The organism is Geodermatophilus sp. SYSU D01186 (assembly GCF_054050215.1).
The window spans coordinates 158,569-172,621 of the sequence record NZ_JBJGYW010000002.1 but is presented as its reverse complement, the minus strand read 5'-3'; the positions used below and the strand labels follow the sequence as shown (position 1 = coordinate 172,621).

Genomic DNA, 14,053 nt, shown 5'->3' with positions numbered 1-14,053 from the left:
CGTCGGCCTACCGGCCGACACCGTGACACCGCGGTCCTCCGGACCGCACCGCGGCCACCTGCCGTCCCCGGCGGACGCGGAGCCGCTGCCCGTGGCGCGGTCGGGGACCCTCCGGGCCCCGCGACCGGTCCACCCCGGTGGGGTGCCGTCCCCAGCTGCCGAGGCACTCCACGACCCGGCCCGGCGCCGTTCCCGTGCCGCCGAGCCGTTCCGGCGTCAGCCGGGGAGGACGCGCTCCTCGAGCATGCGCTTGACGGTGGCGGCGTCCGCCTTGCCGCGGGTGGCCTTCATGACCGCGCCGACCAGCGCGCCGAGGGCCTGCACCTTGCCGCCCTGCACCTTGGCGACGACGTCCGGCGCGCCGGCGATCGCGGCCTCGACCGCGGCGACCAGCTCGTCGGACTCGCCCATGACGGCCAGCCCGCGGGCCTCGACCACCTGCGCGGGGTCGCCCTCGCCGGCCAGGACGCCGTCCAGCGCCTGCCGGGCCAGCTGGTCGTTGATGGTGCCCGCGGAGACCAGCCCCGTCAGCTCCGCGACCTGGCGGGGGGTGATGGCCAGCTCCGACAGCTCGACGCCGGCGTCGTTGGCCCGGCGGGCCAGCTCGCCGAGCCACCACTTGCGGGCATCGGCCGGGGTGGCACCGGCGGCGACGGTGGCGTCGACCAGGCCCAGCGCACCGGCGCCGGTCAGCCAGCCCATCTCGGTGGCCGACAGCCCCCACTCCTCCTGCAGCCGCGCGCGGCGGGCGGCCGGCAGCTCGGGCAGCTCGGCGGCGAGCTTCTCCACCCACTCCGCGTCCGGTGCGACGGGGACCAGGTCGGGCTCGGGGAAGTACCGGTAGTCGGTCGCCTCCTCCTTGCTCCGCCCGGCCGAGGTGGTGCCGGTGTCCTCGTGGAAGTGGCGGGTCTCCTGCAGCACCCGCCCGCCGGCGTCGAGGACGGCGGCCTGCCGGCGCATCTCGAAGCGCACCGAGCGCTCCACCGACCGCAGCGAGTTCACGTTCTTCGTCTCGGTGCGCGTGCCCCACTCCAGGCTGCCGATCGGCGCCAGCGAGGTGTTCACGTCGCAGCGCAGGCTGCCCTGCTCCATCCGGACGTCGGAGGCGCCGAGGGTCTGGATGATGTCGCGCAGCTCGGTGACGTACGCGCGGGCCACCTCGGGGGCCTTGGCGCCGGCACCGGGGATGGGCCGGGTGACGATCTCGACCAGCGGGATGCCGGCGCGGTTGAAGTCGACCAGCGAGTAGTCGGCGCCGTGGATCCGCCCGGTCGCGCCACCGACGTGCAGGTTCTTGCCGGTGTCCTCCTCGAGGTGCACCCGCTCGATCTCGACCCGGTAGGTCTCGCCGTCGACCTCGACGTCGAGGTGCCCGGCGGTGCACAGCGGCTCGTCGTACTGGCTGGTCTGGAAGCCCTTGGGGATGTCCGGGTAGAAGTAGTTCTTCCGCGCGAACCGGCACCAGCCGGCGATCCGGCAGCCCAGCGCCAGCCCGATGCGGATGGTCGCCTCGATGGCGGCGGCGTTGGCCACCGGCAGCGAGCCGGGCAGGCCGAGGCACACGGGGCAGGTCTGGGTGTTGGGCTCGGCGCCGAAGGTGGTGGCGCAGCCGCAGAACATCTTCGACGCGGTGCCCAGCTCGACGTGGGTCTCCAGGCCGATGACCGGCTCGTAGCGGGTGAGGACCTCGTCGTAGTCCACCAGGGTCTCGGTCATGAGGGGGTGTTCTCCTTCGGGCCGGTGCGACCGGTCATCCACGCACCGACCGCGGTCAGCAGGCCCAGGACGATGAAGACGGCGAAGAACGCCTCGCCGGTCGCGATCCAGCCGATCAGGCCCACGAGGACGACGAACGCGGTGAGGGCCCAGGCGGCCTTGAGGGGACCGTTCACGCCTCGGCCCCCGCGGTCGCCGTCCGCTGCGCCAGCTCGTCGAGCAGCCGGTGCCCGCGGGCGGCGTCCAGGGCGGCCTCGACGGCGGCGGCGACCCGGTAGCAGCGGTCGTCGGCCAGGGCCGGCGCCATGACCTGGAACCCGACCGGCAGCCCGTCGGACAGCCCGCAGGGCACCGAGATGGCCGGCAGCCCCGCGAGGCTGGCCGGCAGCGTGCACAGGTCGGCGGCGTACATGGCCAGCGGGTCGTCGACGCGGGCGCCGATCGGCCACGCCACGGTCGGGCTCGTCGGGCTGACCAGCACGTCGACGTCGTCGAAGGCGGCGGTGAAGTCGCGGGTGATCAGCGTGCGGACCTTCTGCGCCTGCCCGTAGTAGGCGTCGTAGTAGCCGGCCGACAGCGCGTAGGTGCCCAGGATGATGCGGCGCTTGACCTCCGCGCCGAAGCCCTGGTCACGCGTCAGCGACATGACCTCGTCGAGGGAGTGGGCGCCGTCGTCGCCGACCCGCAGGCCGAACCGCATGCCGTCGAAGCGGGCCAGGTTCGACGAGGCCTCGCTGGGGGCGATGAGGTAGTACGCCGGCAGGGCCAGGTCGAACGACGGGCAGGAGACCTCGCGGACGTCGGCGCCCATGCCCTCGAGCAGCGCCACGGTCTCCTGGACCCGGGCCAGCACGCCGGCCTCGTAGCCGTCGGTGTGCCCGTCGCCGCCGAGCTCGCGGACGACGCCGACCCGCAGCCCGGCCAGCTCGCCACCGGCACCCTCGGTGGCGGCCTTCACCAGCACCGGGACGGGCGCGTCGATGCTCGTGGAGTCGCGCGGGTCGTGCCCGCCGATCGCCTCGTGCAGCAGCGCTGCGTCGAGCACGGTGCGCGCCATCGGGCCGGCCTGGTCGAGGCTGGAGGAGAAGGCGATGAGGCCGTAGCGCGACACCGCGCCGTAGGTGGGCTTGTGCCCGACCAGGCCGGTCACCGCGGCCGGCTGGCGGATCGAGCCGCCGGTGTCGGTGCCCAGCGCCCACGGGGCGAGGCCGCCGGCGACCGCGGCGGAGGAGCCGCCCGAGGAGCCGCCCGGGATGCGGTCGGTGTCCCAGGGGTTGCGGGTCGGCCGGTAGGCGGAGTTCTCCGTGGAGGAGCCCATCGCGAACTCGTCCATGTTGGTCTTGCCGAGCAGCACCGTGCCGGCGTCCTTGAGCCGCGCGGCGACGGTCGCGTCGTACGGCGGCCGCCAGCCCTCGAGGATCTTCGAGCCGCTGGTGGTGGGCACGCCCTCGGTGACGAAGACGTCCTTGAGCGCGACGGGCAGGCCGGCCAGCGGGCCGAGCTCCTCCCCCGCGGCGCGGGCGGCGTCGATCTCCCCGGCGCGGGCCAGTGCGGCGTCCGGGTCGACGTGCAGGTAGGCGCCCAGTACGCCGTCGGCGGCGGCGATCCGGTCGAGGTAGGCGCCGGTCAGCTCCACCGAGCTGAGCTCACCCGCGGCGAGCCGGCGGCCGAGCTCCGTGGCGTCGAGGGCGGTGAGGTCGCTGTCCACCGGGGCGCTCACTCCTCCTCCCCGAGGATCTGCGGCACCCGGAAGCGGTCGTCCTCCGCGGCCGGGGCCTGGGCGAGGACGACGTCCCGCGGCAGGCACGGGGTGACGACGTCGGGGCGCGTGACGTTGGTCAGCGGCACCGCGTGGGTCATGGGCGGGACGTCGGCCACGTCGGCCTTGCCGACCTGCGCCACGGCGTCGAGCACCGCGGACAGCTGCCCGGCGAAGTGGTCGAGCTCGTCGTCGCTGAGGGCCAGCCGGGCCAGTCGCGCCAGGTGCGCGAGGTCCTGCCGCCCGAGGGACTCCTGCGGGGAGGGGGTGCTCACTGCGGTGGGGACTCCACTTCGGTGGTGCCTTCCGAGGCCGCTCGCGACCAGGGAACCAACCCCGCCACTGTACGTGGGGCGCCTCCGGCACCGTCCGGCGGCGACGTCGGCCGGCGGCGCGCCCGGGGGTGTCTCGACCGCCGACGGGTCGATGGGGGAAGCTGGTCGCCCGCGATCGACGGAGATCGGCCCGTACCTCGAACCGGAGGGACCCGTGTCCTATCTCCTGCGGCTGGTCGTCCCCGACCGCCCCGGCATCCTCGGCGCCGTGGCCACCGCGCTCGGCACGGCCGGGATCGACATCGTCTCGGTCGACGTGCTCGAGCGCGGCGGCGGGGTCGCGGTCGACGACATCGTGGTGGACCTGCCCCCCGGCCGCCTCCCCGACAGCCTGATCACCGCTGCCCAGGCGGTGGAGGGCGTCGAGGTGGAGTCGCTGCGGCCGTTCGCCGGGCCGCTGGACACGCACCGCGAGCTGGAGCTGCTGGAGTCGCTGGCCCGGGCGGCGACCGATCCCCCCTCCACCCTCGCGGTCAAGCTGCTCGCGGCCGAGCTGCCCCGCGTCTTCCACAGCGGCTGGGCGGCCGTGCTGCACGGTGAGGACGAGGGAGGCCCGTGCGAGGTGCTCGCCGCCTCCGATGCGGCCCCCAGCTTCGAGGGCATGCCACTGCCGTGGCTGCCGCTGCCCACGCCCCGGCTGCTGCCGAGCGAGGACGACTGGTTGCCCGCGCGCTGGCGGGAGATGGCCATCGAGATGATGGCGACCCCCTTCGGCAGCCCGCGGACGGCGGTGGTGCTGGGCCGCTCGGGCGGCCCGGCCTACCGCCGCTCGGAGCTGCTGCGTCTGGTGCACCTCACCGGGATCGCCGCCAGCGTCGCCCACCTGCCACCGCTCTGACGCCGCTCAGCGTGGCGTCTGCTGGTGGAACGCGAGCCTCCAGCCGCCGTCCCGCCGGACGTACACGCTGCTGATCAGCGCGGAGTACGGCGGGACGCCCTCCCGCCGTGCGACCACCCCGTAGGTGACCAGTCCGGAGTCGGCCGACAGCCGTCGGACGACCGTGTCCTCGAGCCTGTACGAGCTCCACGGCGGGCCGCCCATCGCGGCCAGCACGGTGGCGCGGTCGTCCAGCCGCATGCCGCCGGGCAGGAGCATCTCCACGGCGTCGTCGAGCACGCGGTCGTAGAAGGCCAGCGCCTGCTCCGGGGAGGTCGACAGCGCCTGCCAACCCCGCTCCTCCAGCGCGGCGAGGTCGTCGTCGACCGGCTCAGGCATCGGCGCCCTGCCCCGCCGGCTCGCTGCCGTCGCCGGTGGTGGCCACCGCGCGGGCCGCCTCGGGCCCCTCCTCCAGCAGCACGCGGAAGCCGTCGTCGTCCAGGATCGGCGCCTTGACCTGCACCGCCTTGTCGTACTTGCTGCCGGGATCGGCACCGACGACGACGAAGCCGGTCTTCTTGCTCACCGACCCGGTCACCTTGCCGCCGCGCTCCTGGATCGCCGCGATCGCCTGGTCGCGGCTGAGGTCGCGCAGCGCCCCGGTGACGACGACGGTGACCCCGGTCAGCGGACCGGGGCCGGCGTCCTCGCCCTCGTCGGCCATCCGGACGCCGGCCGCCCGCCACTTCTCGACGACCTCGCGGTGCCAGTCGACGGCGAACCAGTCACGCACCGACCGCGCGATGGTGGGGCCCACGCCGTCGGCCGCCGCGAGCTCCTCCTCGGAGGCCTCCGCGATCCGGTCCAGCGAACGGAAGTCGCGGGCCAGCGCCTGCGCCGCGGTGGGGCCGACGTGCCGGATCGACAGCGCGACCAGCACCCGCCACAGCGGGACCTCCTTGCGGGTCTGCAGGTTGGCCAGCAGCTTGCGGCCGTTGGCCGAGAGGGTGCCGTCCTTCTTGGTGAAGAAGTCGGTGCGGCACAGCGCCTCCTCGTCGAGGGTGAACACGTCGCCCTCGTCCTGCAGGAGGGAGCTCTCCAGCAGTGCGATCGCCGCCTCGTACCCGAGCACCTCGATGTCGAAGGCCCCCCGGCCGGCGACGTGGAACACGCGCTCCCGCAGCTGCGCCGGGCACGACCGGGCGTTCGGGCAGCGGATGTCGGCGTCCCCCTCCTTCTCCGGGCGCAGCTCGGTGCCGCACTCCGGGCAGTGCGTCGGCATGACGAACTCGCGCTCGTCACCGGTGCGGGCGGCGGCCACCGGGCCGAGCACCTCGGGGATCACGTCGCCGGCCTTGCGGATGACGACGGTGTCGCCGATCAGCACGCCCTTGCGCCTGACCTCGCTGGCGTTGTGCAGCGTCGCCAGCTGCACCGTCGACCCGGCGACCTTGACCGGCTCCATGAACGCGAACGGGGTGACCCGCCCGGTGCGCCCGACGTTGACCCGGATGTCGAGGAGCTTGGTGGTCGCCTCCTCCGGCGGGTACTTGAACGCGATCGCCCACCGCGGGGCCCGCGAGGTGGACCCGAGCCGCCGCTGCAGGGCGACCTGGTCGACCTTGACGACGACACCGTCGATCTCGTGCTCGACGGAGTGCCGCTGCTCCCGGTACCGCTCGATGTAGGCCCACACGCCCTCGAGGTCGTCGACCACCTCGTACCGGTTGCTCACCGGCAGGCCGAGCTCGCGCAGCCGGTCGTAGGCGGCCGACTGGCGCTCGAGGGTGAACCCCTCCCGCGCGCCGAGGCCGTGCACGACCAGCCGCAGCGGCCGGGACGCGGTGACCCGCGGGTCCTTCTGCCGCAGCGAGCCGGCGGCGGCGTTGCGCGGGTTGGCGAACGGCGCCTTGCCGGCCTCGACCATGCCCGCGTTGACGTCGGCGAACGCGGCGACCGGGAAGTAGATCTCGCCGCGGACCTCCAGCAGCTCGGGCACGTCGTCGCCGGTGAGCTGCTGCGGGACGTCGTCCATGGTGCGGACGTTGGCCGTGACGTCCTCGCCCGTGACGCCGTCGCCGCGGGTCGCCGCCCGGACCAGCCGGCCCTGCTCGTACAGCAGCGCCACCGCGACGCCGTCGACCTTGAGCTCGCACAGGTAGGCCGCCGCGTCGCCGACCTCGCGCTCGATGCGCCCGGCCCAGGCGGAGAGCTCGTCGCTGCTGAACGCGTTGTCCAGGCTCTGCATCCGCTCCCGGTGCTGGACCGGGGCGAAGGTCGCGGTGAAGCCGCCGTTGACCTTCTGGCTGGGCGAGTCGGGGGTGACCAGCGCCGGGTGCCCGGCCTCGATGGCCTTGAGCTCCCCCATCAGCTCGTCGTACCGGGCGTCGCTGACCAGCGGCGCGTCCTGCACGTAGTAGGCGAAGGCGTACCGGTCGAGCTCCTCGGAGAGGTCCCGGTGGCGGGTGCGCGCCTCGTCGGGGACCTCGGTGAGGTCCTCCCGGTCGGTGGCCACAGCCACCTCGGGCGCGTCGACCAGCGGCTCGTCCAGCGGCTCGGCTTCGGTGGTCACGACCGAACGGTATCCGCCCGGTCCGACAGCGAACCGGCGCTCACCCGGCCGTGTGCGTCACTCTGGCAGCAGGTACCGGGCCGCCTCGCGCACGTGGGTCATCACCGACCGCGCGTAGCCGGGGGTCGCCCCGGCCAGCCCGCAGGCCGGCGTCAGCGTGACCGCGGTGTGCAGCCCCTCCACCGGGAAGCCCAGCTCCCGCCACCACGCCTGCAGCCGGGAGGCGGTCGCCCTCGGCGCGGGCAGCGTCGCGTCGGTACCGGGGACGACGCCGGGCAGGAGGTGGGTGCCAGCCTCGACCGCGGTGCCGATGGCGTCGAGGTCCTGGACCAGGCCGAGGTCGAAGGAGACCGCGTCGGCGCCGGCGGCCCGGAACAGCTCCAGCGGCGCGCGGTCGGCGCAGCAGTGCACGACCACGGGCACGTCCAGCGCGCCGATGACGGCGGCGAGCTCCTGCTCGACGACGGCCGCCTCGACCGCCGGCAGCCGGCCGAAGCCGCTGACCGTGGGCAGCGCCCCCTGCAGGACGGCGGGCACCGAGGGCTCGTCGAGCTGCACCACGACCCGCGCGCCGGGCACCCGGGCGGTGACCGCGGCGACGTGCTGCGTCACCCCCTCGGCCAGCGACTGCCCGAGGTCGCGGCGGGCGCCGGGGTCGACGACGGCGCGGTCCCCGCGGGTGCGCTCCAGCCCCGCGGCGAGCGTCCACGGACCGGTCACCTGCAGCTTGAACGGCCCCTCGTAGGCCTCGGCGACGTCGTACAGGGCGTCCAGGTCGCGGGCCAGGAACTCCTCCGCCCGGCGCTGGTCGACGCCGGGGCGCGGGACCAGCCGCCAGCCGGCCGGCGTCAGCTCCACGGCGATCTCCACCAGCAGCGCGGCGCCGCGGCCGACCAGGTCCGCGCCGGCGCCGCGGCCGGGCAGCTCGGGCAGGTGCGGGAAGTCGGGGAGCTCACCGGTCACCGTGCGCAGCGCCTCGGCGGGGTCGGTGCCGGGCAGCGAGCCGACCCCGGTCGCCGGCCCCCAGGACAGCGGCCCGGGATCCGGGGTGGGGTCGCTGGGCGAGGCGGGATCGGTCGGCGAGGCCACGGCACCGACGCTAGTCGCGCGGGCGAGGGCGACCCGCAGGGGCGTCCCCGCGTCCAGGGACGCTCAGGCGGGGACGGGCCGGCCGGCGGAGACGACGGTCCCCTGGCCCAGCACGAGGTCGCCCCGCTCGGCGTCGGGCGCGTACAGCACCGCCGACTGCCCCGGCGCCACGCCGCGCTGCTCGGCGCCCAGCCGCAGCACCAGCCCGCCGCCCTCGGCCGCGGTCACCACGCAGGGCACGGGGGTGCCGTGCGCACGCAGCTGCACCTCGGCCTCGAACGGCAGCCGCGGTGCCGGACCGGCCCAGGTGGGTTCGGCGGTGCGCACCTCGGTCACACCGGTCAGCTCCGCGGTCCCGATGGTGACGGTGCGGGTCACCGGCTCGATGCCGAGCACGTAGCGCGGACGGGAGTCACCGACGTCGACACCGAGGCCGCGGCGCTGCCCGACGGTGAAGCCGTAGGTGCCGCCGTGCTCCCCCACCGTCGCCCCGGTGGCGGCGTCGACGACCGGCCCGGGCCGGTGCCCGAGCCGCCGGGCCAGGAAGCCGCGGGTGTCCCCGTCGGGGATGAAGCAGATGTCGTGCGAGTCGGCCTTGGTGGCGACGGCGAAGCCCCGCTCCGCGGCGATCTCCCGGACCCGCTGCTTGGTCATCGACCCGAGCGGGAAGCGCGCGCCGGCCAGCTGCTCCGCGGTCAGGACGGCGAGGACGTAGGACTGGTCCTTGGCCGCGTCGACGGAGCGCCGCAGCTGCCCGCCGTCCAGCCGGGCGTGGTGGCCGGTGACGACGGCGTCGAAGCCCAGGGCCCGCGCCCGGTCCAGCACCGCGGCGAACTTGATCTTCTCGTTGCAGCGCAGGCACGGGTTCGGCGTCCGGCCGGCCGCGTACTCGGCCACGAAGTCCTCGACGACGTCCTCGGTGAACCGCTCGGCGAGGTCCCAGACGTAGAACGGGATGCCCAGCTCGTCGGCGACGCGGCGGGCGTCGTGGGCGTCCTCGACGCTGCAGCAGCCCCGGGCGCCGCTGCGCAGCGTCTGCCGGTCCGGGGACAGCGCCAGGTGCACCCCGGTGACGTCGTGGCCGGCGTCGACGGCCAGCGCCGCGGCGACCGCCGAGTCCACGCCGCCGCTCATGGCGGCGAGCAGGCGCACTACCGCCGTCCCATCCCGGCCCGCCGGGCGCGCTCCACCACCGGCCCGATCACCTCGAGCACGGCGTCGACGTCGGCGTCCACCGAGGTGTGGCCGAAGGAGAACCGCAGCGAGCTGCGGGCGCGGTCGGCGTCGGCGCCCACGGCGAGCAGCACGTGGCTCGGCCGTGCCACCCCGGCGCTGCAGGCCGAGCCGGTGGAGCACTCCACGCCGCGCGCGTCCAGCAGCATGAGCAGGGCGTCGCCCTCGGCCCCGGGGAAGGACAGGTGCGCGTTGCCCGGGAGGCGGCCGGGCCCGCCGGCGACGACGTCGTCGAGCGGGGGACCGTTGAGCTGGACGTCGGGCACCTGCGCGATCACCCCGGCGACCAGCCGGTCGCGCAGGGCCGCGACGCGGGCGGTCCGCTCTCCACGGGTCGCCACGGCCGCCGTCGTCGCCACCTGCAGGCCGACGATCGCGGCCACGTCCAGCGTGCCGGACCGCACGTCGCGCTCCTGGCCGCCGCCGTGCAGCAGCGGCGTGCACTCGGCGTCCCGGCGCAGCAGGAGCACCCCGGCACCCATGGGGCCGCCCAGCTTGTGGCCGGTCATGGTCAGCGCGTCGACGCCGCTGGCGGCGAAGTCCACCGGCACCTGGCCGACGGCCTGCACGGCGTCGGTGTGCAGCGGCACCCCCACGGCGTGCGCCACCTCGGCGAGGGCGGTGAGGTCGCTGACCGCGCCGATCTCGTTGTTGGCCCACATGACGCTGGCCAGCGCGACGTCCTCCCCCGTCCCGAGCGCTTCGCCCAGCGCGCCGGGGGTGACGTGGCCGGTGGGCTCCACCGGCAGCCAGGTGATGTCGGCGCCGTCGTGCTTGGCCAGCCACTCGACGCTGTCGAGGACGGCGTGGTGCTCGGCCGGGCTGACCACGATGCGCCGGCGGCGGGAGTCGGCGTCGCGGCGGGCCCAGAACAGCCCCTTGACGGCGAGGTTGTCGCTCTCGGTGCCGCCGCCGGTGAACAGGACCTCCGAGGGGCGGGCGCCGAGCGCCTCGGCCAGCCGCTCGCGGGCCTGTTCGGCGGAGCGGCGCGCGGCGCGGCCGCTGGCGTGCAGCGAGGAGGCGTTGCCGACCCGGCCCAGCTGCTCGGTCATCGCAGCCAGGACCTCGGGCAGCATCGGCGTGGTCGCCGCGTGGTCCAGGTAGGTCATGACGCCGCCAATGTAGTCGTGGGCGCGGCGGCGCCCTCCTCGGCGGGGGCGGCCGCCCGCGGGGCGACGACCGCGCCGAGCAGCGCCAGGCCGGTGAGCACCGCCGCGGCGACGGCGACCGCACCGGGCAGCGGCAGCAGCGCCGCGGTGGCCGCGGCGACGAGCACGCCGACCAGCCCGACGCAGAGGGCCGACCCGGTGACGTCGGCGATCTGGAAGGCCGCGGAGTCCGCGCCCCGCCGGTGCCCCGGCGACTGCGCGAGCAGCAGCACACCGACACTGGGCATGCCCAGCCCCATGCCGAGCCCGGCCACCGCCCACGTCGCGTAGGCCGGCCACCCGCCCAGCCCCGGGACGGCGACGAGCGCGCTGGCGCCGACGCCCGCGGCCAGCAGCACGAAGCCGACCCGCAGGAGGCTGCCCCGGGACACCGCCGGGTGGCGCCCCTGCAGGTGGGACGCGGTGGCCCAGCCGACGGCGCCGGCGGTCAGCGGGAGGCCGGCGGCGGCCGGGGTGAAGCCGTGCAGCTGGGTGAGGGCCAGGGGCAGCAGGACGTCCATCCCGAAGAACGCCCCCGCCAGCAGCCCGCGGGCGCCGACGACGGCCGGCAGCCCGGCCCGCGCGCGTACCACCCCGGCGGGCAGCAGCCGCCGCAGGCCGAGCGCGAGCGCGAGCAGGCCACCACCGGCCAGGGCCACGGCGGCGAGGTCCAGCCGCTGGCCGGCCACCTGCAGGGCGCCGATCCCGAGCCCGGCGAGCGCCGCCCAGGCCGGGCGCGCCACCCCTCCGGGCGCCCCGGGCGACGTCGGCGCGCCCAGGCCGCGCAGCGCCGGCAGGACCAGCAGCACGCTGACCGTGACCAGGGGCAGCAGCCCGAGGAAGACCCAGCGCCAGCCGGCGTGCGAGGTGACCAGCCCGGCGACCACCGGTCCCACCAGCGCCGGGAGCACCCAGGCGGCCGAGATCGCACCGAACAGGCGGGGCCGCAGCGACGCGTCGTAGGCCTGCCCGGCGACGACGTAGAGCGAGACCGCGATCAGCCCCCCGCCGAGACCCTGCACGGCCCGGGCGGCCACCAGCAGCCCCATGGTCCCGGCCAGGCCCGCGGCCAGCAGCCCGGCGCCGAACACCGCGACGCCCGCGCCCAGCGCCGCGCGGGGGCCCCGCCGGTCGCCGAGGTCGCCGCCCACGACCATCCCGATGACCGAGGCCACGAGGTAGGCACTGAACGGCCAGCCGTACCAGGCCAGCCCGTCGAGCTCGGCGACCACGGTGGGCATCGCCGTCCCGACGGCCATCGCCTCGAACGCGACCAGGGTGACCAGGAGGAGCAGTCCGGACGTCGGCAGCCGGTGCCGACGGTCGAACAGCCCAGCCCCTGCCGCCGCCACGTCCACCTCCCCGCCAACCGTCGCCCGCGGCGACGGCTTCCCACTCCGGACACGCGTCGGGCGCCGGCCCCGGGAAGGGGTCGGCGCCCGACCGGTCCCGTCCCGAGGCTCGCGCCGAGCGGAGCGAGGCGTGAGGACGGGGCCCTCTCTCAGCCCTTGCGGGCGGTGATGAGCTCGGTCGCCGCGGGGACGACGGTGTTCAGGTCGCCCACGATGCCGAAGTCGGCCAGCTCGAAGATCGGGGCCTCGGGGTCCTTGTTGACCGCGACGATGGTCTTCGACGTCTGCATGCCGGCCCGGTGCTGGATGGCCCCCGAGATGCCGACGGCGATGTAGAGCTGCGGGGAGACCGTCTTGCCGGTCTGCCCGACCTGGAAGGTGTGCGGGTAGAAGCCGGAGTCCACCGCGGCCCGCGACGCACCGACGGCGGCGCCGAGCGAGTCGGCCAGGCCCTCGATGATCGAGAAGTTCTCCGCGCTGGCCACACCCCGGCCGCCGGACACCACGATCGCGGCCTCGGTCAGCTCCGGGCGCGAGGACTTCTGCTCCACCACCCGGTCCACCACGCGCGTGGCCCGCGCCGCGTCCGACAGCTGCACCGCCACGGTCTCCTCGGCGGCGGCCGCCGGCGCCGGGGTCGGAGTGACCGAGTTGCCGCGCACCGTGTAGATCGGGGTGCCGGCGGTGACGCGCGAGTGCACGACCGTGGCCCCGGCGAACGCGGCCTGGGTGGCGGTGCCGTCAGGCGCGATCTCGGTGACGTCGGTGAGGAAGCCGCTGCCGGTCTTCACCGCCAGCCGCGCGGCGACCTCCTTGCCCTCCGGGGAGGAGGGGATGACGACGGCGGCCGGGGACACCTGCGCCACCAGCTGCGCCAGGATCTCGGCCTTGGGCGCGACGAGGTACTGCTCGATCTCGTCGGACTCGGCGACGTAGACCTTCGCCGCGCCGTACTCGGCCAGCTGCGCCTTGGCCTCCGCCGCCGAGCCGGGGGCGCCGGCGACGACCGCCGACGGCTCACCGAGCGCGCGGGCCGCGGTCAGCGCCTCCAGGGTGGTCTTGCGGACGCCGCCGCCGGCCGGGTTCAGCTCGACCAGGACCAGGACCTCTGCCATGACTGCTCTCGTCTCCTCGTGCGGGTGTCGGTCTGGGCCGGGTCAGACGATCTTCTGGGCGGCGAGGTAGTCGACCAGCTTCTGGCCGCCGTCGCCCTCGTCGGGGACCTTCACGCCCTCGCCCTTGGGCGGGCGGCCGGCGAAGTCGAGCACCTGGCTGGTCGCCGAGCCCGCACCCACCGCGCCGGCGTCGATGCCCAGGTCGGCCAGCGTCTTCTTCTCCACCGGCTTCTTCTTCGCGGCCATGATCCCCTTGAAGGAGGGGTACCGCGGCTCGTTGATGGTGTCCCAGGTGGACACGATGGCCGGCAGCGGCGCCTCCAGCGCCCAGTAGCCGCCGTCGGTCTGCCGCTCCACCTTGGCCACCCCGCCGTCGACGGTGAGCTTGCGCGCACCCGACAGCTGCGGCAGGCCCAGCCGCTCGGCCAGCAGCGCCGGCATCACCGACATCTGGCTGTCAGTGGCCTCCGCCCCGCACAGCACGAGGTCGTACTCCAGCTGCGACAGCGCCGCGGCCAGCACCGCGGAGGTCTGCACCGCGTCCGACCCGTGGATCGCCTCGTCGGAGACGTGCACCGCCCGGTCGGCGCCCATCGACAGCGCCTTGCGGATGGCGTCGGCGGCCGAGTCCGGCCCCACGGTGAGGACGGTGACCTCGCCGCCCTGGGCCTCCTTGAGCTGCAGGGCCTCCTCCAGGGCGTACTCGTCGATCTCGTTGAGCACGTTGTCCGCACTGCCCCGGGCGACGGTGTTGTCCGCCGGGTCCAGGGTGCGCTCGCTCCCGGAATCGGGGACCTGCTTGACCAGAACGACGATGTTCATCGTCAGACCTACCTCCGCGCTGGGGTCAGGGGTCGCGGGCCGGCGCCCGCCTCGCTCCGATAGTGGAGGTTACCGCCGGGTAACGGAGACGCCCT

The 14,053-nt window shown here is 75.5% G+C and carries 13 protein-coding genes; 1 reads left to right on the top strand and 12 read right to left on the bottom strand.

Annotated features, from left to right (window positions below):
• Positions 1 to 216 precede the first annotated feature (216 nt).
• From gatB to gatC, 4 genes are read right to left on the bottom strand one after another with little or no spacing between them, the layout of a single operon-like run.
• Positions 217 to 1,716, bottom strand: coding sequence for an Asp-tRNA(Asn)/Glu-tRNA(Gln) amidotransferase subunit GatB (gene gatB, locus ACI784_RS02245; protein ID WP_456922193.1), 1,500 nt, complete (start codon positions 1,714 to 1,716; stop codon positions 217 to 219).
• A complete protein-coding gene (locus ACI784_RS02240; RefSeq protein ID WP_456922194.1) occupies positions 1,713 to 1,892 on the bottom strand; it encodes a hypothetical protein in 180 nt (59 codons plus the stop codon). Before ACI784_RS02240 ends, gatB begins: the two co-directional genes overlap by 4 nt.
• Positions 1,889 to 3,436 (bottom strand): Asp-tRNA(Asn)/Glu-tRNA(Gln) amidotransferase subunit GatA, encoded by a 1,548-nt coding sequence (gatA, locus tag ACI784_RS02235; protein ID WP_457012407.1) that lies wholly within the window; start codon positions 3,434 to 3,436, stop codon positions 1,889 to 1,891. The genes ACI784_RS02240 and gatA overlap by 4 nt, the downstream gene beginning before the upstream one ends.
• Complete coding sequence (gatC, locus tag ACI784_RS02230) at positions 3,433 to 3,750, bottom strand: Asp-tRNA(Asn)/Glu-tRNA(Gln) amidotransferase subunit GatC (protein ID WP_456922196.1); 318 nt, start codon at positions 3,748 to 3,750, stop codon at positions 3,433 to 3,435. The genes gatA and gatC overlap by 4 nt, the downstream gene beginning before the upstream one ends.
• A 214-nt stretch (positions 3,751 to 3,964) precedes the next feature.
• On the opposite strand from gatC, the gene ACI784_RS02225 reads away from it, so the two are divergent.
• Entirely contained in the window at positions 3,965 to 4,648 is a 684-nt protein-coding gene (locus ACI784_RS02225; protein ID WP_456922197.1) for an ACT domain-containing protein, read from the top strand.
• Positions 4,649 to 4,654: 6 nt separating this feature from the next.
• Here ACI784_RS02225 and ACI784_RS02220 read toward each other — a convergent pair whose 3' ends face one another.
• From ACI784_RS02220 to ACI784_RS02185, 8 genes are all read right to left on the bottom strand, one after another.
• Positions 4,655 to 5,026 carry a DUF4440 domain-containing protein gene (locus ACI784_RS02220; RefSeq protein ID WP_457012406.1) on the bottom strand — a complete coding sequence of 124 codons (372 nt, stop codon included), beginning with the start codon at positions 5,024 to 5,026 and terminating at the stop codon, positions 4,655 to 4,657.
• Positions 5,019 to 7,199: an NAD-dependent DNA ligase LigA gene (gene ligA, locus ACI784_RS02215; protein ID WP_457012405.1), complete on the bottom strand. Its 2,181-nt coding sequence runs from the start codon at positions 7,197 to 7,199 to the stop codon at positions 5,019 to 5,021. Before ligA ends, ACI784_RS02220 begins: the two co-directional genes overlap by 8 nt.
• A 57-nt stretch (positions 7,200 to 7,256) precedes the next feature.
• A complete protein-coding gene (locus tag ACI784_RS02210) occupies positions 7,257 to 8,288 on the bottom strand; it encodes a methionine synthase (protein ID WP_457012404.1) in 1,032 nt (343 codons plus the stop codon).
• Positions 8,289 to 8,351: 63 nt separating this feature from the next.
• The gene (gene mnmA / locus ACI784_RS02205) at positions 8,352 to 9,440 is read right to left on the bottom strand and encodes a tRNA 2-thiouridine(34) synthase MnmA (RefSeq protein WP_457012403.1); all 1,089 of its coding nucleotides are present in this window, start codon (positions 9,438 to 9,440) and stop codon (positions 8,352 to 8,354) included.
• Positions 9,440 to 10,630, bottom strand: a complete 1,191-nt coding sequence (locus tag ACI784_RS02200; RefSeq protein ID WP_457012402.1) for a cysteine desulfurase family protein — start codon at positions 10,628 to 10,630, stop codon at positions 9,440 to 9,442. Before ACI784_RS02200 ends, mnmA begins: the two co-directional genes overlap by 1 nt.
• Positions 10,627 to 12,021, bottom strand: coding sequence for an MFS transporter (locus ACI784_RS02195; protein WP_457012401.1), 1,395 nt, complete (start codon positions 12,019 to 12,021; stop codon positions 10,627 to 10,629). The genes ACI784_RS02200 and ACI784_RS02195 overlap by 4 nt, the downstream gene beginning before the upstream one ends.
• 149 nt (positions 12,022 to 12,170) lie before the next feature.
• On the bottom strand, positions 12,171 to 13,136 hold the full coding sequence (locus ACI784_RS02190; RefSeq protein ID WP_457012400.1) for an electron transfer flavoprotein subunit alpha/FixB family protein: 966 nt from the start codon (positions 13,134 to 13,136) through the stop codon (positions 12,171 to 12,173).
• Positions 13,137 to 13,178: 42 nt separating this feature from the next.
• Positions 13,179 to 13,958 (bottom strand): electron transfer flavoprotein subunit beta/FixA family protein, encoded by a 780-nt coding sequence (locus ACI784_RS02185; RefSeq protein WP_456922205.1) that lies wholly within the window; start codon positions 13,956 to 13,958, stop codon positions 13,179 to 13,181.
• Positions 13,959 to 14,053 lie beyond the last annotated feature (95 nt).